The sequence below is a fragment of the Blastococcus sp. SYSU DS0533 genome, assembly GCF_054050775.1.
This window is the reverse complement of the sequence record NZ_JBJGZZ010000008.1, coordinates 1-22048: the sequence shown is the minus strand read 5'-3', so window position 1 is coordinate 22048 and position 22048 is coordinate 1. Positions and strand designations below refer to the sequence as shown.

Sequence of the window (22048 nt, the reverse complement as noted above, 5' to 3'; positions counted from 1 at the left end):
AGGAGGAAACCGTGTGACCGAGCTGCTCACCGAGCGCTCCGCGAGGATCGCCGCGGCCCGCAAGCTCACCCGCCGCGCCGGCCGGGACGCCGCCGGGCTGTTCCTCGCCGAGGGGCGGCAGGCCGTCGCCGAGGCGCTCGCCGACGCCGACGCCGTGCGGGAGGTCTTCGCCACCGGCACCGCCGCCGCGGCGCACGCCGACCTGCTGGCCGGCGCGCAGGTGCCCGTGCGGCTGGTCACCGACAAGGCGGCCGCCGCGCTGTCGGAGACGGTGACCCCGCAGGGGCTGGTGGCCGTCTGCGCCCTGCGCGACGTCCCCACCGGCACGCTGACCACGGCGCCGCCGCGGCTCGCCGTGGCGCTCGCCGAGCTGGCCGATCCCGGGAACGCGGGCACCGTGCTGCGGACGGCGGACGCCTGCGGGGCCGGTGCGGTCGTCTTCGGCGCGGGCTCGGCCGACCCCTACGGCGGGAAGGCGGTGCGGTCCAGCGCCGGGAGCCTGTTCCACGTCGACGTCGTCCGCGGAGCGGCGCTGGGCGCGCTGCTGCCGGAGCTGCGCGCCGCCGGGGTGACCGTCCTGGCGGCCGACGGCGGGGGGGAGGCGGAGCTCCCCGCTCTCGTCACCGATGGCCGGCTGGCCGGCCCGGTGCTCTGGTTGTTCGGCAACGAGGCCCGCGGCGTGCCGCCCGAGCTCGCAGAGCTGGCCGACGCGCGAGTCCGCATCCCCATGCGCGGCCGCGCGGAGAGCCTCAACCTGGCCGCGGCCGCCGCGATCTGCCTCTACACCACGCAGCTCGCGCAAGGCTGACGCCCCGGCGGGAAGCGGCGTGAGAGGGGGCGTCGTCATCCCCGTTCGGCCGCCCGGAGCAGACCCGGACGCCCTCGAGGGTGTCCCGCGGGCCGCTGGACGGGAGGATGGTGGGCACGGGCGGGCCCCCGGGACGACGACCGGGGCCGCGGAAGAAGGTGGCTGGTGCCGTGGAAGACGTGAGGATGGTCCCCGACGCATCGGTGACCGCACGGACGGACGGGCGCCGGTCCCGCTGGACCGAGCACCGGCGCGCGCGCCGGGAGGATCTCGTGGGGGCGGCCGTCGAGGCGGTCCGCCTGGCCGGCCCCGACTTCTCCGTCGACGACGTCGCACGCAGCGCCGGGGTCTCCAAGACGGTCATCTACCGGTACTTCAGCGACAAGGACGAGCTGATCGACGCCGTCCTGGAGCGGATCTCCGGTGCCATCCTGCTGCCCCGGCTGCTGGGCGAGCTGACCGCCGGCCGCCCCGACGACCGCGCCCAGCTGCGCGGGGTGATCGCCGCCTTCGTCTCGCTGATCGAGGACGAGCCGGCGCTCTACCGCTTCGCGTACGCCCAGGCCGGACGTGCGGGCCGGGCCGACCTGGTCGCGGCCACCGAGCACGCCGTCGCGACCTCCCTGGGCCGCCTGCTGGCCGCCCGGCTGACCGAGGCCGGCCGGCCGGCCGACGGGGCGATGACCTGGGCCTACGGCGTGGTGGGCATGGTGCAGCTGGCCACGCACTGGTGGTCCGGTGACCGGACGGTGTCGGCCGCCGACCTGGTCGACCAGCTCACCGACCTGGCCGACGGCGGCCTGGCCACGCTCCTGCCGCCGCGCGCCTGAGGCCGGCCGGGATCAGCTCGGCGAGACGGGCAGCCGGCCGGCCGCGCGCTCGGCGACCGCCAGCAGCCCGGTGACGTCGTCGCCGTCGGCGGGGAAGCAGGCGGCACCCGTGCTGACCTCGCTCACCACGGGGGCGCCGGCGAGGAGGACGGGTCCGCGCGCGGCCTCCGCCAGCTCGGCCCGGACGCGGGCCGCCTCCCGGCCGGCGCTGCCGACCGCGAGCCCGGGCAGCACGACGACGAACGAGTCGCGGCCCCAGCGCGCCACCAGGTCGCCCCGCCGCAGCCGTGCGCGGAGACGTCGTCCCGTGGCGGCGAGCAGCTGCTCGGCGGCGGTGGACCCGTGGCGCTCCTCGAGCGACGCGAAGCCGTCGACGGCGACCACGACCAGCGCCACGGCGTCGCCGGCGCTCCGTGCGTTCCACAGCGCGGTCTCGGTCTGCTCCTCCACGTGCCGGCGGGTGGAGAGCCCGGTGAGCGGGTCGGTGACCGACAGCTCCTCGATCCGGGCCAGGTACCCGCGGGTCCGGTGGCGCTCCTGCTCCAGCGCCCGCTGCGCGAGCACCCGCTCGGTGACGTCGACCTGGATGCCGATGTACTGGACGACGGTTCCGGTCGCGTCGGTGACGGGCGCCAGGTGCAGCTCGTTGTACCAGGGCGCGCGGTCGGGGCCGCGGTGGTTCACCAGCACCTCGCGGCATTCCTCGCCGGCGGCGATGGCCGCCCGGATCCGCGCGAGGGCAGCCGGGTCGGTGTCCGTCCCCTGCAGGAACCGGCAGTTGCGGCCCAGCAGCTCCTCGGTCGGCGCGCCGGCGAGCCGGGCGAAGGCCGGGTTGACGTACACCAGCGGCTGGTCGGGGAGCCGGACGTCCACGAGGCACACGCCGCTGGGCGTCGCCGCCAGGGCCCGGCGCACCAGGGCGGGATCGCCGAGCAGCTGCTCGCCGATGACCGCCGGGACAGCGGCCGGGTCGGCGGCCGGTATCGCGCTCCGCGCCGCGGCCGGAGCCGCCGGGCGGGTGCGGGGCGCCACCCGCCCGAGCAGGCTGCGCGCCGCGCGGACGGCGACGTCGCGGTCGTAGGTCAGCGCGTACTCGAACTCCCGCTCCGGGTCCGGACCGGTGGTGCCGAGGTCCCGGGCCAGCAGGGCGACGCTGAAGTGCGGGGCCAGCACGACGACGTCCCACTCCCCGCGCACCGGGTCGTCGGCGGCCAGGTCGGTGCCGCGCAGGCCGGGCAGCGGCTCGGCGGGGAGCCCCTCCCCGAGGGCGCAGACGAAGCCGGTGCGCTCCACCAGGTCGCGGTAGCGCTGCGTCGTCGACGGCGTGAAGTGGCGGGCGTCCTGGAACGTCGCGGTGACCACGCACGTCTCACCGAGGCGCAGCGCCTCCCGCTCCAGCTGCTTGCTGAGCTCGATGAGCAGCGCCTTCGGGGAGCGCCGCAGCACCGTGCCGGCGGGCAGGCAGGCGAAGGGGGAGACCGGCTCGCAGTCGGTGGCGACGCCCTCGACCGGTGGCGGCAGCGAGCCCAGCGGCCGGTCGCAGGAGGGCTCCGGAGCGGGGCGGCCGAACAGCCACCCCTGGCCCAGGGTGGCCCCGAGCGCTCGGGCCATGGCCAGGTGGCCGTCGTTCTCGATCCCCTCGGCGAGCACTGCGGCGCCGGTCGCCTGGGCGTAGGCGTTGACGGCGTTCATGATCTCCGCGATCGCCGGCCCGGGGCGCTCCTGCACGAGCCGCAGGTCGAGCTTGACCACGTCGGGGCGCAGGATCGGCATGAACGCCAGCGACATCGCGTCGGCGCCGACGTCGTCCAGGGCGACGCCCCAGCCGAGCTCGCGGACGCGGGCGACGGTGCGGAGGAGCTCGGCCGGCCGGGTGGCCAGCGCCCGCTCGGTGATCTCCAGGACCACCCGCAGCCCGCCGGGCGCCTCGGCGGCGATCGCCAGCAGCTCGTCCAGGGGCGCGGTGTCGAGGACCTCCGGCTCCACGTTCACGAAGAGGGCCAGCGGCGCAGGCAGCCCGCGCCGCGCCGCGCCGGAGAAGGCGGCGACCCGGCAGGCGGCGTCCAGCTCGGCGAGCGCACCGGCCTCGCGGGCGGCGGCGAAGAGCAGGTCGGGGCGCTGCAACGGACCCTCGGGACCCCGTGCGAGGGCCTCGTAGGCGACGACCGCACCGGTGTCGAGCTCCACGATGGGCTGGAAGACGCTGCGCACGCCGCCGGGGCGGAGGGCGGCGGCGAGGGCTGCGTCGGTGTCAGGGCGCACAGGGCTCACGGACGGGTGTTCGGCCTCGGGGAGTCCGGGCAGGAGCCGGACCCGGGCACCCTCGCCCGAACGGGTGGTCAGCCGGGCAGCGTGATGAGGACGACCGCGGCCGCCGCGGTGCCGAGGCCGGTCAGCTGGGCGGGCACCAGGCGCTCCCGCAGCACGAGCTGGGCGAGCACGACGGTGCTCACCGGGTACAGCGAGGCCAGCACCCCCGTGATGGCCAGCTGCCCGTCCTGCTGGGTGGCGAGCAGGAACAGCGCGTTGGCCGTCATGTCGCCGACGCCGGAGACCAGCACGAGCGGCAGGGCGGCGCGACCCGGTCGCAGCACCTGGCGGGTGACGAGGGCGACGCCGAGAACCAGCGCCACCGAGGCGACCCGGGCGGCCACCAGCGGCGTGAGCCCCGCGTCGGCTGAGGTCCGGTCCAGCAGCACGAAGAACAGGCCGAACGCCGTCCCGGCGACCAGCGCCGGGCGCAGGCTGGACGGGCGTGCGCCGCGGAGGGCGCGCAGCCCGCCCTCGGCCGAGACGAGCACCACCGCCGCCAGGGCCAGCAGGATGCCCGCCGTCGCCCAGGGACCGATGCGCTCACCCCCGAGGACGCCGACCAGGACCGGGACGGTGGCCGCGGTGACCGCGGTGACCGGGGCGATCACGCTCATGACCCCTCCGGCGAGCGCGCGGAAGAAGACCAGCAACCCGGCGGAACCGGCCAGGCCCGAGGCGGCGCCCCACGCCAGGTCGGCCGCGGTCACCGGTCCGCCGAGCCAGGGCAGCAGCGCCACCAGGGCGAGCAGCCCGGCGGCCTGGGACACCGCGACGACCCCGAAGACCGACGCCCGGCGGCTGGCCAGCCCACCGAGGAAGTCGGCGGCCCCGTAGACGACGGCGGAGGCCAGGGCGAGCACGACCGCCACCGCCCACCTCCGCCCGTTCGGCCATGACCAGGGGCCTGATCATGACGTGTCCTCCCTCGGCGTCTGCGGTGAGGGGGGGACACCGCGCGGTGAGGGAGGACGCCGTGCCGGCCACGCCCGCGGTGGGGGCAAGCCGCGCTCGCGACGCCCCGCGGTGGGGAGCGGACGCCGCACCGGGACGCCGGGTCGTCCTCGCACCGGAACCCAGGCGCGCGCGGGGCTCGGCGCCGGGCACAATGGCGTCCCGTGTCTGGCGCCAACGATCCCTACGACCCCAAGCAGGTCGCCGCCCTCTCGCCCGAGGCCCTCGACGAGGCGGTGCGCGCAGCGCTCGGGGCCTTCGCGGCGGCCGCGGACCTGGAGGCGCTGGCCGGCGTCCGCCCGGCGCACCTGGGCGACCGCGCCCCGGTGCTGCTGGCCCGGCGGGAGCTGGGTGCGCTGCCCCCGGCCGCCCGGAGCGACGCCGGCAAGCGGGTGAACGCCGCCCGGGTCGCGGTCACGGAGGCCTACGAGGCGCGCCGGGCGGAGCTGGAGGCCGAGCGCGACGCCCGGGTGCTCGCCGAGGAGCGCGTCGACGTGACCCTGCCGTGGGACCGCGCACCACGCGGCGCCCGGCACCCGCTGACCACGCTCATCGACCGGATCGCCGACATCTTCGTCGGCATGGGGTACGAGGTCGCCGACGGCCCGGAGCTCGAGGCGGAGTGGCTGAACTTCGACGCGCTCAACTTCGGCCCCGACCACCCGGCCCGCTGGCTGTCGGACACGTTCTTCGTCGCACCGGAGGACTCGGGCCTGGTGCTGCGGACCCACACCAGCCCGGTGCAGGCGCGCACGATGCTCGAGCGGCAGCCGCCCATCTACGTCGTCGCCCCGGGGCGCGTCTACCGCACCGACGAGCTCGACGCGACGCACCTGCCGGTGTTCCACCAGGTCGAGGGCCTGGCCGTCGACCGCGGGCTGACGATGGCCCACCTGCGCGGCACCCTGGACCACCTGGCCCGCCAGCTCTTCGGCCCGGACGCCCGCACCCGGTGGCGGCCGCACTTCTTCCCCTTCACCGAGCCCTCGGCGGAGTTCGACGTCTGGTTCCCCGAGCACCGCGACGGCCCTCAGTGGGTGGAGTGGGGCGGCTGCGGGATGGTGAACCCGCGGGTGCTGCGCGCCTGCGGCGTCGACCCCGACACCTACACCGGCTTCGCCTTCGGCATGGGCATCGAGCGGGCGCTGCAGTTCCGGTCGGCCGTCTCGGACATGCACGACATCGCGGAGGCGGACGTCCGCTTCACCAGCGTCTTCGGAGTTGAGCAGTGAAGGTCCCCGTCAGCTGGCTGTCCGAGCTCGTCGACCTCCCGGCCGGCATCACCGTCGAGGAGCTCGACGCCGCCTTCGTCCGGCTCGGGTTCGAGGTGGAGGACGTCGTCCGCCCGCCGGTGACCACCGGCCCGCTCGTCATCGGCCGGGTGCTGGAGATCGAGGAGCTCACCGGCTTCAAGAAGCCGATCCGGTACACCCAGGTGGAGGTCGGGGAGGCCGAGCCGCGGGGCATCGTCTGCGGCGCCCGGAACTTCGCCGTCGGCGACCTCGTGGTGGCCGCGCTACCCGGCGCGGTGCTGCCCGGGGACTTCGCCATCGCCGCGCGGAGGACGTACGACCACGTCTCCGACGGGATGATCTGCTCGGTCCGGGAGCTCGGGATCGGCGAGGACCACGCCGGCATCCTGGTCCTGGGGCAGGGCGGCTACGTGCCCGGTACCCCGGCGGGCGACGTCCTCGGTCTGGACGACGTCGTCTTCGACCTGGAGGTGACCCCGGACCGCGGCTACGCCATGTCGATGCGCGGGATCGCCCGCGACCTGGCAGGCGTGCTGGGCGTGACCTGGCGCGACCCGGCCGACCTCCCGCTGCCCGACTGGGCGGGTGCGCCGGCGTGGGAGGTCACCGTCGCCGACCCCGACCGCTGCGACCGGTTCTCCATGCTCGCCGTCGAGGACCTCGACCCGGCCGCGCCCAGTCCCTGGCCGCTGCGGCGACGGCTGGCGCAGTGCGGCATCCGCAGCATCTCGCTGGCCGTCGACGTCACCAACTACGTGATGCTCGAGCTCGGACAGCCGATGCACGCGTTCGACCGGGCCACCGTCACCGGTCCGATCACCGTCCGCCGGGCAACGGCGGGGGAGCGGCTCACCACCCTCGACGGCGCCGACCGCGCGCTCACCGGCGACGACCTGCTCATCACCGACGAGTCGGGTCCCATCGGGCTGGCCGGCGTCATGGGGGGCGCCTCCACGGAGATCGGCGACGCGACGACCGCGGTGCTGCTGGAGGCCGCGCACTGGGAGCCCAACGGGATCTCCCGCGGCGTGCGCCGGCACCGGCTGCCCAGCGAGGCCGGCAAGCGCTTCGAGCGCGGTACCGACCCCGAGGTCACCGTCGTCGCCCTCGCCCGTGCCGCGGCCCTGCTCGCCGAGCACGGTGGCGCCCGGGTCGTCGGCGCACCGGTCGACGCCGACACCCGCACGCCGCGGCCGGCGATCGCGCTCGACGCCGGGCTCCCCGGCCGGATCGCGGGCGTGCCCTACACCCGCGACCAGGTGCTCGAGGTGCTGACCGCGGTCGGCGCCGAGGTCGCCGGTGACGGCGACGCGCTGCGCGTGACCCCGCCGTCCTGGCGCGCCGACCTGCAGGAACCGGCCGACCTGGTCGAGGAGGTCGTCCGCTTCCGCGGGTTCGACGAGATCCCCTCGATCCTGCCCACGGCCCCGCCCGGCGGCGGGCTCACCGAGCGCCAGCGCCGCCGCCGCAGCATCGGCCGGGCGCTGGCCGAGGCCGGGTACGTGGAGGCCCCCGCGTTCCCGTTCACCGGGACGGCGCAGCTCGACGCGCTGGGGCTGCCCGAGGACGACGACCGGCGCCGGGTGATCACCGTGCGCAACCCGCTGTCGGAGGAGGCCCCGGCGCTGCGTACCACGCTGCTGCCCGGTCTCCTCGCCGCCCTCGGCCGCAACCTGTCCCGCGGGCTCCGCGACGTGGCCCTCTTCGAGCACGGCTCGGTGTTCCCGGGTGGGGACGGCGCGCCCGCGCCCCTGCCCGGGGCCGATCGGCGCCCGGACGACGACACGCTCGCGGCGCTGCTGGGCGCGGTGCCGGCGCAGCCGTGGCACGTCGCGGTGGCGCTGACCGGGCAGCGGGAGCCCCGCGGCTGGTGGGGGCCTGGCCGGCCGGCCGCGTGGGCCGACGCCGTGCAGGCCGCGCGCGTGGTGGCCGCGGCCGCCGGGGCCGAGCTCACCGTCGAGCAGGCCGAGCGGGCACCGTGGCACCCCGGCCGCTGCGCCGCGCTGCTCGTCGGCGACCGGGTGATCGGGTACGCGGGCGAGCTGCACCCCAAGGTGTGCGAGGTGCTGGGGCTCCCCGCCCGCACGGCCGTGATGGAGCTGGACGGCGACGCGCTCCCCGAGCCGGAGGTTCCGCAGGCCCGGTCGATCTCCACCTTCCCGCCGGTGCGCATGGACCTGGCGCTGCTGGTGCCCGAGGACGAGCCCGAGGACCGCGTGCGCCGGGCGCTGCGCGGCGGGGCGGGTGAGCTGCTGGAGGACCTGCGGCTGTTCGACGTCTACACCGGGAGCTCGGTGCCGGACGGGCAGAAGTCGCTGGCGTACTCGCTCACCTTCCGCGCGCCGGACCGGACGCTCACCAGCGAGGAGGCCCGGGCGGCCTTCGACGACGCGGTGGCCGCCGCGGCCCTCGCCAACGGTGCGCAGCTCCGTGGCTGACGAAGGAACCCGTCCTCCCCGGGACGAGGCCGCCCTGTCGGGTGCGGTGGCGCTGGTCACCGGCGCGTCGACGGGCATCGGGCGGCACCTGGTCGAGGGCCTGGCCGCGCGGGGCATGGCCGTGGCCGGGCTGGCCCGCGGTGAGGAGCGGCTGCGCGCGGCGATGGCCGAGGTCGCCGAGGCCACCGGTGCCCGGACCCTCGCCGTGGCCGCCGACGTCACGGATCGGGCGTCGGTGGAGGAGGCCGTGGGCCGGGTCCGCGAGGAGCTGGGCCCGGTCGACCTGCTGGTCAGCAACGCCGGGCTGATCGACGAGCTCGAGGTGCCGCTCTGGGAGGCAGACCCCGACCAGTGGTGGGACGTCGTCGCCAGCCACATCAAGGGTGGCTTCCTGCTGGCGCGGACCGTCGTGCCGTGGATGGTGCTGCGCAACCGCGGGCGGGTCGTGAACATCGCCAGCGGGATGAGCGTGCGGGCGCGGCCGGAGTACTCCGCCTACTCGGTGGCCAAGACCGGCCTCATGCGGATGACCGAGGCACTCGCCGGCGCCCTGGAGGGCACCGACGTGCGTGCCTTCGACCTGTCACCGGGCGTCGTGGACACCCCGATGACCCGGTCGATGCGCATGTGGCAGGGCTACACCGACTGGACACCGCCCGAGCAGGTGGTCGAGCTGGTCGCGGCGATCGCGGCCGGCGAGCTGGACCAGTGGTCGGGCCGGTTCCTGCGCGTGGGCGCCGACGACCTCGACGTCGTCGGCTCGCTGACCCCGGAGGACGCCGCGCGCCAGCTCCGCCTGCGCCCCTACGGCGACGGCGACCCGGTGGCCTGACCCGCCTCAGCCGGCCGGGGCGCCGAGGAGCCGCCGCACGTGCGCCAGGGCGGTCGCGAGCTCGGTGAAGCTCGTGCTCAGCGGTGACAGGCCCACCCGCAGTCCCCGCGGGTGCCGGAAGTCCGGGATGATGCCCCGCCGCCACAGCTCTGCCACGACCGTCTGCATAGCGTCGTGCTCCAGCGTCACGTGCGCACCCCGGCGATCGGCGTCCCGCGGCGAGGCGACGCTCACCCCCAGGGGGGACAGGACCTCGTCGGCGACGGCGATCGCGAACCCCGTCAGCTGGACCGACTTGGCCCGGACGGCCGGCATCCCCGCCCGCTTGATCAGCGCCAGCATGTCCTCGACCGGGATCATGCCGAGGATCGGCGGCGTGCCGCTGAGGAACCGGCGGATGCCGGTCGCCGGCACGTAGTCCGGCCCCATCGCGAACGGGTCGGCGGCGCCCATCCACCCGGTGATCGGCTGCACCAGCTCACCCTGCAACCGCCGGGCGACGTAGCCGAAGGCCGGCGCGCCCGGGCCGCCGTTCAGGAACTTGTAGCTGCAGCCCACGGCCAGGTCGACCTCGTCGGCGTCCAGCCGCACGTCGACCGCGCCCGCGGAGTGGCAGAGGTCCCACAGCACCAGCGCCCCGGCCCCCTGGGCGGCCGCCGTGATCGCCGGCAGGTCGGCGATGTAGGCGGACTTGTAGGCGACGTGGCTGAGCAGCACCAGCGCTGTCCGGTCGCTCAGCAGCCCGGTCACCTCCGCCGGCTGCACGCCCGTCGCCGGGTCGGGCTCGATCCAGCGGACGGTGCGGCCGGTCTCCGCGGCGACCCGGTCGAGGACGAACCGGTCGGTCGGGAAGTTCTCGGTGTCGGCGACGATCTCCGCCCGGTCGGGCCGGGCGTCCAGCGCCGCCCGGAGCAGCTTGTAGAGCATGACGGTGGTCGAGTCGCCGACGACCGTCTGCCCCGGCGCCGCGCCGAGCACGACCCGGCCGATGGCATCTCCCAGGGCCGTGGGGCGGTCCATCCAGTGCTCGTCCCAGGCGCGGATGAGCCGTTCACCCCACTCGCCGTCGACGAAGCGGGTGAGCCGGTCCCGGGTCACCTTCAGCGGACGCCCGAGCGAGTTCCCGTCCAGGTAGGCGACGACGCCCTCGGGCAGGACGTATTCATCCCGGAGATCGGCCAGCGGGTCGAGCCGGTCGAGCTCGGCCGCCCGCTCGGCGACCCCCGGCGGGAGCAGGTCGAGCACCTCCGGCGATGGCTCGCGATTCATCGGGGCAGCGGTCACGGGGTCAGGCACCGATCCCGGACCGGACCGTGTACAGCTCGGGGAAGAAGGTCAGGTCCAGGGCGCGCCGGAGGAAGTCCACGCCCGAGCTGCCCCCGGTGCCGGTGGCGAACCCGATGGTGCGCTGGACCGTGCGCAGGTGCCGGAACCGCCAGAGCTGGACGCCGTCCTCCAGGTCCACCAGGTCCTCGCAGGTGGCGTACTCCGCCCAGTGCGCGTCGGTGTCGCCGTAGATCGTGCGGTACACCGGCAGCAGCGCCGGGGTCTCGACCCACGCCTTCCGGACGTCGCGGTGCAGCACCTCCTCCGGCACGGGGTGCCCCCGGCGGGCCAGGAACCGCAGGAAGGCGTCGTAGACCGTCGGCGAGTCCAGCAGCTCGGTGAGCAGTTCCTGAGCGGTCGGGTCGGCGGCGAAGACCGCCAGCATGCGTTCGTTCTTGTTGCCGAGCAGGAACTCCACGGCTCGGTACTGGTAGGACTGGAAGCCCGAGGAGTTGCCCAGCACGCCGCGGAACTCGGCGTACTCGCTGGGGGTCAGGGTCGCGAGGACCGACCACTGCTCGGTGATGGTGCGCAGGATGTGCTTGACCCGGGCCAGCCCCTTGCGTGCGTGCTGGACGTCGTCGCGGTCGAAGTTCGCGCGGACCGCCCGCAGCTCGTGCAGCGCCAGCTTGAGCCACAGCTCGGTGGTCTGGTGCTGGATGATGAACAGCGGCTCGTCGTGGTGATCGCTGATCGGGCGCTGCACCGACAGCAGGGTGTCCAGCCCGAGGTAGCCCCCGTAGCTCATCCGCTCGCTGAAGTCGGTCTGCACGCCCTCCTCGAGCGGCCGGACCCCGTCCTCGATCGCCATGGCGCCGCCCCTCCCGGATCCGGTGACGCGTTCCGGTAGTACTACCGCATGACCAGTTCGGGCGGCCGGGGAAGCGCCGGAGGCGAGGACCGGTCGGTCCTCACCCGGCCGGCCTCCGCGCCCGATGCGGTTCTGGTCTACGGGCCGGGCCCGGACCACGTGGCCGACGTCCGCTTCGGCCGGTCGGCCGCGGGCGACCGGCCGCTGCTGGTGGTGCTCCACGGCGGGTTCTGGCGGCCGGCGTACGACCGCGTGCACCTGCGTCCGATGACCGAGGCGCTGGCCGCTGCCGGGTGGACGACGGTGACCCCCGAGTACCGGCGCGTGCCCGGCCGCCCCGAGCTCACCGTGGACGACGTGGAAGCGGCGGTGCGCTGGGCGGCCCGGGCCGCGGAGCTCCCCGGTCCGCCCGGCCGGCGCCTCGTGCTCACCGGGCACTCCGCCGGCGGGCACCTCGCGCTGGTGGCTGCCGCCACGGTCGAGCCCCCCGACACCCCGGTCGGCGTCGTGGCGCTCGCGCCGGTCGCGGACCTGCAGCGGGCCCAGGGGCTGGGCCTGGACGGCGATGCGGTCGTCTCCTTCCTGGGGGACGACGCCGTGGCGCGGCCCGAGCTGGACCCCGTCCGGCTGCCCGCGCCGCGGGGCCGGGTGCGCATCGTGCACGGGACGGGCGACCGCATCGTCCCGCTGGAGGTCGCCGAGTCCTACGCCCGGCGCCACCCGGCCGCGGTGCTCACCACGGTGCCGGCCGGCCACTTCGCGGTGGTCGATCCGCGCACCGCCGCCTGGCCGGCGGTGCTGGGGGCGCTCGACGACGTCGGTGCCACCGTCTGACGCCGGGGAACCCGCATGAACGTTCATGCGTGGTGATGTATGGTTATGCATCATGAGCGCGGAACAGACGTGGACGGTCGGGGTCACCGGCGCCACCGGGTACGCGGGGGGAGAGGTGTGCCGGCTGCTCGCCGGGCACCCGAACCTCCGGCTGGCCGGGGTGCACGCCAACGCGAGCGCCGGCCGACGCCTGGGTGAGCTCCAGCCCCACCTGCTCCCGTTCGCCGACATGACCGTCCGGCCCAGCGACGCGGCCAGCCTGGCCGGTTACGACGTCGTCGTCCTGGCGCTGCCGCACGGGGAGTCCGCGGCGATCGCCGACCAGCTGCCGGCCGAGACCCTGGTCATCGACTGCGGCGCCGACCACCGGTTGAACGACCCGGCCGCGTGGGCGCGCTGGTACGGCGGCGTGCACGCGGGCACCTGGCCCTACGGCCTGCCCGAGCTGCCCGGTCAGCGGGGGGAGCTGGCCGGGGCCACCCGGGTCGCCGTCCCCGGCTGCTACCCGACCTCGGTCACCCTCGCGATGGCCCCGGCGCTCGCCGCCGGCCTGGTCGAGCCCGACGTCGTGGTGGTCGCCGCCAGCGGAACCAGCGGGGCGGGCAAGTCGCCGAAGGCCCACCTGCTGGGCAGCGAGGTCATGGGGGCGGCGAGCGCCTACGGCGTCGGGGGCGTGCACCGGCACACGCCGGAGATGGTGCAGGGGCTGTCGCAGGCGGCCGGTGCGCCGGTGGGGGTCAGCTTCACCCCGACCCTGGTGCCGATGAGCCGCGGCATCCTCGCCACCTGCTCGGCGCCGCTGCGGCCCGGGGTCGACGCCGAGGCCGCCCGGGCCGCGTACGAGCGGGCCTATGCCGACGAGCCCTTCCTGCACCTGCTCCCCGAGGGCCAGTGGCCCACGACGGCCCAGGTGCTCGGCGCGAACACCGTCGCGCTGCAGGTCGCCGTCGACCCGGACGCCCGCCGGCTCGTCGTCGTCGCCGCCGTCGACAACCTCACCAAGGGCACCGGGGGAGCGGCGATCCAGTGCGCCAACCTCGCCCTGGGCCTCCCCGAGACCACCGGCCTCCCGGTCGTAGGAGTAGCGCCATGACCTGCACGGCACCGAAGGGCTTCGCCGCCGCGGGCGTGGCCGCCGGCCTGAAGTCCAGCGGCGACCCCGACGTCGCCGTCGTCCTCAACACCGGACCCGACGACGCCGCGGCCGCCGTCTTCACCACCAACCGCTTCCCGGCGGCGCCGGTGCAGTGGAGCCGCCAGGTGCTGGCCGGGCAGCGGGCCCGCGCCGTCGTCCTCAACTCCGGCGGCGCCAACGCCTGCACCGGGCCCGAGGGCTTCCAGGACACCCACGCCACCGCCGAGCACGCCGCCGCCGAGCTGGGTCTCGGGGCGATCGACGTCGTCGTGGCGAGCACGGGCCTCATCGGCGTGCGGCTGCCCATGGAGAAGCTCACCGCCGGCGTCACCGCCGCGGCCGAGGCGCTCTCCGACGACGGCGGCGCCGACGCCGCGCGGGCGATCATGACCACCGACAGCGTGCCCAAGACGACCGCGCAGCAGCGCGAGGGCTTCACCGTCGGCGGGATGGCCAAGGGCGCCGGCATGCTCGCGCCGAGCCTCGCCACGATGCTGGTCGTCCTCACCACCGACGCCGCCGCCGACCCCGACGTCCTCCAACGGGCGCTGAAGGCGGCGACCGCGGTGAGCTTCGAGCGGGTCGACTCCGACGGCTGCCTGTCGACGAACGACACCGTCGTCGTGCTGGCCAACGGCGCATCAGGGGCCACGCCGACCGAGGAGGAGCTCACCGCGGCGCTCACGGCCGCCGCGACGGACCTGGCCATGCAACTGCTGGCCGACGCCGAGGGCTCGACCAAGGACATCGCGATCACCGTCCGGAACGCCGCCAGCGTCGAGGACGCCCTCACCGCCGGCCGGGCCTGCGCACGCAACAACCTGCTCAAGACGGCGCTCTTCGGCAACGACCCCAACTGGGGCCGGGTGCTCGCCGCGATCGGCACCACCGACGCCGCGTTCGAGGCAGACCGGGTCGACGTCACGATCAACGGCGTCACCGTCTGCCGGGGCGGCTCGATCGGCGACCCTCGCGAAGGGGTCGACCTCACCGGCCGGCAGATCACCATCGACGTCGACCTGGGCGCCGGCAGCGAGCAGGCCACGATCTGGACCAACGACCTGTCCATCGCCTACGTCCACGAGAACTCGGCCTACTCCACATGAGCCAGCAGGACCCCACCCCGCCCGACGTCCGCATCGACGAGCCGGCGCCGCCACCCAAGCTGCCCCGCCGGGTCGGGACCAGCCGCGTCATGCGCAGGCACGACCCCGAGGGCGACGCCGCCAAGGTCGCCGTCCTCACCGGCGCGCTGCCGTGGCTCAAGGAGTTCCACGGCAAGGTCGTCGTCATCAAGTACGGCGGGCACGCCATGGTCGACGACGACTGCCGGCGCGCGTTCGCCGACGACATGGTGTTCCTCCGGACCTGCGGGATCCTGCCCGTCGTCGTGCACGGCGGCGGCCCGCAGATCACCGAGATGCTCGGGCGGCTGGGCATCCGCAGCGAGTTCCGCGGGGGGCTGCGCGTGACCACGCCCGAGACGATCGACGTCGTCCGCATGGTGCTCACCGGCCAGGTCGGCCCCGACATCGTCGGGCTGATCAACCAGCACGGCCCCATGGCAGTGCACCTCTCGGGCGAGGACGGCGGGCTGTTCACCGCCCGCCGGACGACGGCGGTCGTCGACGGCGAGCCGGTCGACATCGGCCTGGTCGGCGACATCGCGGCCGTCGACACCACCCCGGTCACCGCGCTGCTGGAGGCCGGGCACATCCCGGTCGTGGCGAGCGTGGCCCCCGACGCCGACGGCGTCGTGCACAACGTCAACGCCGACACCGCCGCCGCCGCGCTGGCCGCGGCGCTGGGCGCGGTGAAGCTGGTCGTGCTGACCGACGTGGAGGGCCTCTACGCCGACTGGCCCGACCGCGGATCGCTGGTGCAGCAGATCGACGCCCGGGAGCTGGCCGAGATCCTGCCGACGCTCGACGCCGGGATGATCCCCAAGATGGCCGCGTGCCTGCGGGCGGTCGAGGGTGGGGTGAGGCGGGCCACGGTCGTCGACGGCCGCACCCCGCACGCCCTGCTCCTGGAGACGTTCACCACCGAGGGCACCGGGACGATGGTCGTCCCGGCGAGGGACCAGAAGGAGGGCACGGCATGACCACGCGCACGGAGGAGCTGGCCCGCCGCTGGTCGGCCGTCATGATGAACAACTACAAGGCGCCGCCGGTCGCGCTCGACTCCGGCTCCGGGGCGGCGGTCACCGACGTCGACGGGCGGGAGTACACCGACCTGCTCGGCGGCATCGCGACGACGATCCTCGGGCACGCGCACCCCAGGGTGGTCGAGGCGATCACCACCCAGGCGGCGAAGCTCGGCCACGTCTCCAACCTGGCCATGCACGAGCCGGGCATCCTGCTCGCCGAGCGATTGCTGGAGCTGGCCGGGCGGCCGGGCCGGGTCTTCTTCTGCAACTCGGGCGCCGAGGCGAACGAGGCGGCGTTCAAGGTCAGCCGGCTCACCGGCCGCACCGGGGTGGTCACCGCCGAGGGCGCCTTCCACGGCCGGACGATGGGCGCGCTCGCGCTCACCGGCCAGCCTTCCAAGGCCGCCGCCTTCGCGCCGCTGCCCGGTGGGGTCTCCTACGTCCCCTACGGCGATCCCGACGCCCTGCGCGCGGCGGTGTCGGACGAGACGGCCATGGTGCTGCTCGAGCCGATGCTGGGGGAGGGCGGCGTGCTGCCCGCGCCGGCCGGCTACCTCCCGGCGGCGGCCGCCGCCGCGGCCGACGTGGGCGCGCTGTTCGCCGTCGACGAGGTGCAGACCGGGATCGGCCGCACCGGCTCGTGGTTCGCCCACCAGGCCGACGGGCTGCACCCCGACGTGATCACCCTCGCCAAGGCGCTCGGCGGGGGGCTGCCGATCGGCGCGATGCTCGCCTTCGGCGAGGCCGCGGAGCTGCTCACCGCCGGTTCGCACGGCTCCACCTTCGGCGGCAACCCGATCGCCGCCGCCGCCGCGCTCGCCGTGCTCGACACCATCCGCGACGAGGGGCTGCTGGAGCGCGCCAAGGAGCTCGAGCACCGCTTCACCGCCGGCATCGAGGCGCTCGGCCACACCGGCATCAACGGAGTGCGGGGGAGGGGGGCGCTGCTCGGCGTCGTCCTCACCGCCGACGTCGCCGCCGCCCTGGAGGCGAACCTGCGGACGGCCGGCTTCCTGACCAACGCGGTCGCCCCCGGCGTGCTCCGGCTCGCCCCGCCGCTGGTCCTCACCGACGCGCAGGTGGACGCCTTCGTGGCCGCGCTGCCCGCCGCCCTCGACACCGCTCTGGAGACGCTCCAGTGATCCGGCACTTCCTCAAGGACGACGACCTCACCCCGGCCGAGCAGGCCGAGGTGCTCGCCCTCGCCGCCTCCCTCAAGGCTTCCCGGCACACCGGCGAGGCGCCCACCCCGCTGCGCGCCGCCAACGGGGTGCCGCAGGCGGTCGCCGTGTTGTTCGACAAGCCGTCCACCCGCACCCGGGTGTCGTTCTCCGTGGGGGTCGCCGAGCTCGGCGGCTACCCGCTGGTCATCGACGCCGGCAGCAGCCAGCTCGGCCGCGGGGAGCCGATCGAGGACACCACCCGCGTGCTGGACCGGCAGGCCGCCGCCATCGTGTGGCGCACCTTCGGCCAGGACCGCGTCGAGGCGATGGCGGCGGTCAGCCGGGTGCCCGTGGTCAACGCGCTGACCGACGCCTACCACCCCTGCCAGATCCTGGCCGACCTGCAGACGGTCGTCGAGCGCAAGGGCTCGTTGGCCGGGCGGTCGATGACCTACCTCGGTGACGGCGCCAACAACATGGCGCACTCCTACCTGCTCGGGGGTGCGTCGGCGGGCATGCACGTGCGGATCGGCTCGCCCGACTCCTTCCGGCCCGACCCCGCGGTGCTGGACCGGGCGGCGCGGATCGCCGCGGAGACCGGCGGTTCGGTGGCGTGGACGCCCGACGCCGCGGCCGCCGCCGACGGGGCCGACGTCCTGGTCACCGACACCTGGGTGTCGATGGGGCAGGAGGACGAGCACGACACCCGCGCCGCCCCGTTCCTGCCCTACGCGGTGGACGAGTCGGCGCTCGCCCGCGCCGCTGACGACGCCGTCGTCCTGCACTGCCTGCCGGCCTACCGCGGCAAGGAGATCGCCGCGGAGGTGATCGACGGGCCGCAGAGCGCGGTCTGGGACGAGGCGGAGAACCGGCTGCACGCGCAGAAGGCCCTCCTGGTCTGGCTGCTGGAGCGCGCATGACCTCTGCCCTCAACCGCTCGGCGCGCCAGGCCCGCATCCGAAAGCTGATCGAGGCCCGGGCGATCACCTCGCAGACCCAGCTGGCCGTGCTGCTGGCCGAGTCGGGCATCGAGGTCACCCAGGCCACCCTCTCCCGGGACCTGGAGGAGCTCGGCGCGGCGAAGCTGCGGGGCTCCGACGGCGCGCCGGCCTCCTACGTGCTGCCGCCGGAGAACGCTCCGCTGCGCCCGGCGCAGGCCGCGCCCGCCAGGCTGACCCGCCTGCTGGCCGACCTGCTCACCGCGGCCGAGGGCAGCGCCAACCTCGCGGTGCTGCGCACCCCGCCCGGGGCGGCGCAGTTCCTGGCCTCGGCCCTGGACAAGGTCGGCCTCCCCGACGTGCTCGGCACGATCGCGGGCGACGACACTCTCCTGGTGGTGTCCCGCGAACCCGACGGCGGCCCCGCGCTCGCGGAGCGGCTGCGGGGCATGGCCGCCCGCACCCCCGCCGTCTACCCCGAGCTGCACAGCGACCTGGCCGACGACCCCTCCGGAGGAACCGCCCCGTGACCGACCCGACCGCCCCCGCCCCGCACACCCGGCTCTGGGGCGGCCGCTTCGGTGGTGGCCCATCGGACGCCCTCACCGCGTTGTCCAGGTCCACCCACTTCGACTGGAAGCTCGCACCCTTCGACCTCGCCGGCTCCCGCGCGCACGCCCGCGTGCTGCACCGCGCCGGGCTGCTCGCCGACGACGAGCTCGACCAGATGCTCGGCGCGCTGCGCGAGCTGTCGGACGAGGTCGCCGCCGGCACCTTCGTCGCGGTTGAGTCCGACGAGGACGTGCACGAGGCGCTCGAGCGGGGGCTGACCGAGAAGTTGGGTGCCCTCGGCGGCAAGCTGCGTGCCGGCCGCAGCCGCAACGACCAGATCGCCACCGACCTGCGGCTGTACCTGCGGCACACGGTGCGCGCGCTGGTCGGCGAGCTGTCGTCGCTGGAGTACGCGCTGGTCGGCCTCGCCGAGCGGTACCAGGACGTCGCCGCGCCCGGCATGACCCACCTGCAGCACGCCCAGCCGGTCCTGTTCGCCCACCAGCTGCTGGCACACGCGCACGCCTTCGCCCGCGACGTCGACCGGCTCCAGGACTGGGACCGGCGGACGGCGGTCAGCCCCTACGGCTCGGGCGCGCTGGCCGGCTCCTCGCTGCCGCTGGACCCGGACGCCGTCGCCGCCGAGCTCGGCTTCGACCGCGCGTCGGACAACTCGATCGACGGGGTCAGCGACCGGGACTTCGCCGCCGAGTTCTGCTTCGCGGCGGCGCTCATCGGCGTCCACCTCTCCCGCCTGGGGGAGGAGGTCGTGCTCTGGACGTCGACCGAGTTCGGCTGGGCGCGCCTGGACGACGCCTGGGCCACCGGGTCGTCGATCATGCCGCAGAAGAAGAACCCCGACATCGCCGAGCTGGCCCGCGGGAAGTCCGGCCGGTTCGTCGGCAACCTGACCGGCCTGCTGACCATGCTCAAGGGACTGCCGCTCGCCTACGACCGCGACCTGCAGGAGGACAAGGAGCCGGTCTTCGACTCCATGGAGCAGCTGCTGCTCCTGCTGCCCGCGGTCACCGGGATGGTGGCGACGCTGACCCTGCGCCCCGAGGTGCTGGAGGCAGCCGCGCCGCAGGGCTTCGCCCTGGCCACCGACGTGGCCGAGTGGCTGGTCCGGCAGGGCGTCCCGTTCCGGTCGGCGCACGAGATCTCCGGCGCGATGGTGGCCTTCTGCGAGGAGGCCGGGCTCGAGCTCGAGCAGCTGGACGACGACCAGCTCGCCGGCATCGACGAGCGGCTCACCCCCGACGTGCGGTCGGTGCTGTCGGTGCCGGGCGCGCTGGCCGCGCGGTCGGCCCGCGGTGGGACGGCGCCGGAGCGGGTCGCCGGCCAGCTGACGCAGCTCGCCGAGGCGGCGCGGCAGCACGCCCAGTGGGCCGTCTCCTCACCCGTGGCGGCGGCCCTCTGAGCGTGCCGCCGCCCGGGACGGGGCCGCTAATCCGGGCGGAGGAGCTGCTCCGCCCGGTGGACGAGGTGGCGCCGTCGCTCCTGGGGTGCTGGGTCGTCACCGAGCGGCCGGAGGGCACCGTCGCGTTGCGGCTCACCGAGGTGGAGGCCTACTCCGGGTCGGGCGTCGACCCGGCGGCCCACTCCCACCGGGGGCCCACGCCGCGCGCGGCCATCATGTTCGGCCCGCCCGGACGGTTGTACGTGTACTTCTCCTACGGGGTGCACTGGTGCGCCAACGTCGTCGTGGGGCACGAGGGCGAGGGGTCGGCGGTCCTGCTGCGGGCCGGCGAGGTCGTCCTGGGGGAGGAGCTGGCCCGGGCCCGCCGGCCCGCAGCGCGCACCCCGCGCGACCTGGCCGGCGGGCCGGCCCGCCTGACCCAGGCCCTCGCCATCGGGCGCGCCGACCTCGGCACCGACCTCCTCGACGGCTCCTCCCCGGTGCGGCTGCACCGGGGAGCTCCGCCGGCCGGCGTGTCTGCCGGGCCCCGCGTTGGGATCAGCGTGGCCACCGAGCTCCCCTGGCGGTTCTGGGAGACCGGTGCCTCGTCGGTCAGCACCTTCCGCCCGGGTGGCAGACCGCGCCGCGGCCGGGCCGGGCAGGATGGACCCCCGTGACCACGCCTTCCGCCCACGGAGTGATCGACGAGCTGCACCGCCGCGGGCTGATCGCCCAGAGCACCGACGAGGCCGCGCTGCGCGCCCACCTCGCCGAGGGGCCGGTCGCCTACTACGCCGGCTTCGACCCGACGGCGCAGAGCCTCCACGTCGGGCACCTGCTGCAGTTCATGGTGCTGCGGGCGCTGCAGCGGGCCGGTCACCAGCCCGTCGTCCTCGTCGGCGGTGCCACCGGGCTGATCGGCGACCCGCGCCCCTCGGCCGAGCGCCAGCTAAACGACCGGGACACCGTCGCCGCCTGGGTGCAGCGGATCCGCGAGCAGGTCGCGCCCTTCCTCGAGGTGCCGGCGGAGGCGGACGGGACGCGCGCGCCGATCTACGTCGACAACCTGGACTGGACGGCGCCGGTCTCGGCGATCGACTTCCTCCGCGAGCTCGGCAAGCACTTCCGGGTCAGCCAGATGCTGGCCAAGGAGGCGGTGTCCGCCCGGCTCAACTCCGAGGCGGGCATCAGCTACACGGAGTTCAGCTACCAGATCCTGCAGGCCAACGACTACCGCGAGCTGCACCGCCGGCACGGCGTCACGCTGCAGACCGGTGGCTCCGACCAGTGGGGCAACCTCACCGCGGGGATCGACCTGGTCCGCCGCACCGAGGGTGCGCGGGTGCACGCGCTCTCGACGCCGCTGGTGACCAAGTCCGACGGAGCCAAGTTCGGGAAGTCCGAGGGTGGAGCCGTCTGGTTGGACCCGGCGCTCACGTCCCCGTACGCCTTCTTCCAGTTCTGGCTCAACGCCGATGACGCCGACGCCCGGGCGTGGTTGCCGCTCTACTCGGAGCGCCCGGCCGAGGAGGTGTCGGCGCTGGTGGCCGAGAGCCTCGAGCGGCCGGCGGCACGGACGGCGCAGCGCGCGCTCGCCGAGGAGCTCACCCGGCTGGTGCACGGGCCCGAGCAGCTCCGCCAGGCCGAGGCCGCCGGGCGAGCGCTCTTCGGCCGTGAGGACCTGCGCTCCCTCGACGAGGCGACGCTCGCGGCGGCCCTCCAGGAGGCCGGCAGCATCACGGTCGACGGCGAGCTCCCCACCGTGGCACAGCTGCTGCACCTGACCGGCCTCGTGAGCTCGCTGTCCGAGGCCCGGCGCACGGTCAAGGAGGGTGGGGCGTACCTGAACAACGAGCGGGTCACCGACGGCGAGACCCGGCCGGGGGCGGACGCCTGGCTGCCCGGCGGCTGGCTCGTCCTCCGCCGAGGGCGCCGCTCGATCGCAGGCGTCCGGCGGGGCGCCTGAGACCTACGGGGCGGGTGAACGCCCGACGACGGCGGTGTTACGGCAGCGTGTCGGGCGTCACCGAGCACGGGTTTGACACCGCCCGCGCAGCCACGTAACTTTCTCTTTGCGCCGCGCGGCCCGGGAGGGCCGCCGGACCGGGGCCTGCGGGTAGCGGGTGCACCGGCAACCGGCGTAGAGTTGGACATCCAGCCAGGGACGAAGCCCGGAAGGGTCGAGTTCCTGCGCGTCCGCTCCTTGAGAACTCAACAGCGTGCCGAAAGTCAGTGCCAAGTAATACCCCGTGCCAGGGCTTCGTGTTCTGGCTGGGATTCCTTTGGTTGATTGATATCGAGAGTGTCAGCTCTCGG

At 75.3% G+C, this 22048-nt stretch carries 19 protein-coding genes; 15 read left to right on the top strand and 4 right to left on the bottom strand.

The genetic code is table 11. The features are described from left to right. The first annotated feature begins 13 nt into the window (after positions 1-13). The gene (locus ACI79W_RS11445) at positions 14-808 is read left to right on the top strand and encodes a TrmH family RNA methyltransferase (protein ID WP_456562206.1); all 795 of its coding nucleotides are present in this window, start codon (positions 14-16) and stop codon (positions 806-808) included. A gap of 170 nt (positions 809-978) precedes the next feature. Further along, positions 979-1638 (top strand): TetR/AcrR family transcriptional regulator, encoded by a 660-nt coding sequence (locus ACI79W_RS11440; protein WP_456562205.1) that lies wholly within the window; start codon positions 979-981, stop codon positions 1636-1638. A 12-nt stretch (positions 1639-1650) separates the two neighbouring features. On the opposite strand, the gene ACI79W_RS11435 is transcribed toward ACI79W_RS11440, so the two are convergent. Further along, positions 1651-3900, bottom strand: coding sequence for an EAL domain-containing protein (locus ACI79W_RS11435; protein WP_456562204.1), 2250 nt, complete (start codon positions 3898-3900; stop codon positions 1651-1653). A gap of 77 nt (positions 3901-3977) precedes the next feature. After that, positions 3978-4820, bottom strand: coding sequence for an EamA family transporter (locus ACI79W_RS11430; protein ID WP_456562203.1), 843 nt, complete (start codon positions 4818-4820; stop codon positions 3978-3980). 246 nt (positions 4821-5066) lie between these two features. Here ACI79W_RS11430 and pheS point away from each other — a divergent pair, with 246 nt between their 5' ends. The 3 genes from pheS to ACI79W_RS11415 are packed head-to-tail and all read left to right on the top strand — an operon-like array spanning position 5067 to position 9425. Next, positions 5067-6134 carry a phenylalanine--tRNA ligase subunit alpha gene (gene pheS, locus ACI79W_RS11425; protein ID WP_456562202.1) on the top strand — a complete coding sequence of 356 codons (1068 nt, stop codon included), beginning with the start codon at positions 5067-5069 and terminating at the stop codon, positions 6132-6134. Then, on the top strand, positions 6131-8593 hold the full coding sequence (pheT, locus tag ACI79W_RS11420) for a phenylalanine--tRNA ligase subunit beta (RefSeq protein ID WP_456562201.1): 2463 nt from the start codon (positions 6131-6133) through the stop codon (positions 8591-8593). Before pheS ends, pheT begins: the two co-directional genes overlap by 4 nt. Beyond that, positions 8586-9425 carry an SDR family NAD(P)-dependent oxidoreductase gene (locus ACI79W_RS11415; protein WP_456562200.1) on the top strand — a complete coding sequence of 280 codons (840 nt, stop codon included), beginning with the start codon at positions 8586-8588 and terminating at the stop codon, positions 9423-9425. Before pheT ends, ACI79W_RS11415 begins: the two co-directional genes overlap by 8 nt. A gap of 6 nt (positions 9426-9431) precedes the next feature. Here ACI79W_RS11415 and ACI79W_RS11410 read toward each other — a convergent pair whose 3' ends face one another. Both ACI79W_RS11410 and ACI79W_RS11405 read right to left on the bottom strand, forming a co-directional pair. Continuing rightward, positions 9432-10694, bottom strand: coding sequence for a kynureninase (locus ACI79W_RS11410; RefSeq protein WP_456562199.1), 1263 nt, complete (start codon positions 10692-10694; stop codon positions 9432-9434). 19 nt (positions 10695-10713) lie between these two features. Further along, positions 10714-11562 carry a tryptophan 2,3-dioxygenase gene (locus ACI79W_RS11405; protein WP_456562198.1) on the bottom strand — a complete coding sequence of 283 codons (849 nt, stop codon included), beginning with the start codon at positions 11560-11562 and terminating at the stop codon, positions 10714-10716. A gap of 48 nt (positions 11563-11610) precedes the next feature. Here ACI79W_RS11405 and ACI79W_RS11400 point away from each other — a divergent pair, with 48 nt between their 5' ends. From ACI79W_RS11400 to tyrS, 10 genes are read left to right on the top strand one after another with little or no spacing between them, the layout of a single operon-like run. Next, entirely contained in the window at positions 11611-12396 is a 786-nt protein-coding gene (locus tag ACI79W_RS11400) for an alpha/beta hydrolase family protein (protein ID WP_456562197.1), read from the top strand. Positions 12397-12448: 52 nt separating this feature from the next. Next, a complete protein-coding gene (gene argC / locus ACI79W_RS11395) occupies positions 12449-13489 on the top strand; it encodes an N-acetyl-gamma-glutamyl-phosphate reductase (protein WP_456562196.1) in 1041 nt (346 codons plus the stop codon). Then, positions 13486-14637 carry a bifunctional glutamate N-acetyltransferase/amino-acid acetyltransferase ArgJ gene (gene argJ, locus ACI79W_RS11390; protein ID WP_456562195.1) on the top strand — a complete coding sequence of 384 codons (1152 nt, stop codon included), beginning with the start codon at positions 13486-13488 and terminating at the stop codon, positions 14635-14637. The genes argC and argJ overlap by 4 nt, the downstream gene beginning before the upstream one ends. Then, entirely contained in the window at positions 14634-15635 is a 1002-nt protein-coding gene (argB, locus tag ACI79W_RS11385; protein ID WP_456562194.1) for an acetylglutamate kinase, read from the top strand. Before argJ ends, argB begins: the two co-directional genes overlap by 4 nt. Beyond that, the gene (locus tag ACI79W_RS11380; protein WP_456562193.1) at positions 15632-16822 is read left to right on the top strand and encodes an acetylornithine transaminase; all 1191 of its coding nucleotides are present in this window, start codon (positions 15632-15634) and stop codon (positions 16820-16822) included. Before argB ends, ACI79W_RS11380 begins: the two co-directional genes overlap by 4 nt. Continuing rightward, a complete protein-coding gene (gene argF / locus ACI79W_RS11375) occupies positions 16819-17763 on the top strand; it encodes an ornithine carbamoyltransferase (RefSeq protein ID WP_456562192.1) in 945 nt (314 codons plus the stop codon). Before ACI79W_RS11380 ends, argF begins: the two co-directional genes overlap by 4 nt. Beyond that, positions 17760-18311, top strand: a complete 552-nt coding sequence (locus ACI79W_RS11370; RefSeq protein WP_456562191.1) for an arginine repressor — start codon at positions 17760-17762, stop codon at positions 18309-18311. The genes argF and ACI79W_RS11370 overlap by 4 nt, the downstream gene beginning before the upstream one ends. Continuing rightward, on the top strand, positions 18308-19753 hold the full coding sequence (argH, locus tag ACI79W_RS11365) for an argininosuccinate lyase (protein ID WP_456562190.1): 1446 nt from the start codon (positions 18308-18310) through the stop codon (positions 19751-19753). Before ACI79W_RS11370 ends, argH begins: the two co-directional genes overlap by 4 nt. Then, positions 19717-20409, top strand: a complete 693-nt coding sequence (locus tag ACI79W_RS11360) for a DNA-3-methyladenine glycosylase (RefSeq protein WP_456562189.1) — start codon at positions 19717-19719, stop codon at positions 20407-20409. Before argH ends, ACI79W_RS11360 begins: the two co-directional genes overlap by 37 nt. Next, positions 20406-21698, top strand: a complete 1293-nt coding sequence (tyrS, locus tag ACI79W_RS11355) for a tyrosine--tRNA ligase (protein ID WP_456562188.1) — start codon at positions 20406-20408, stop codon at positions 21696-21698. Before ACI79W_RS11360 ends, tyrS begins: the two co-directional genes overlap by 4 nt. Positions 21699-22048 lie beyond the last annotated feature (350 nt).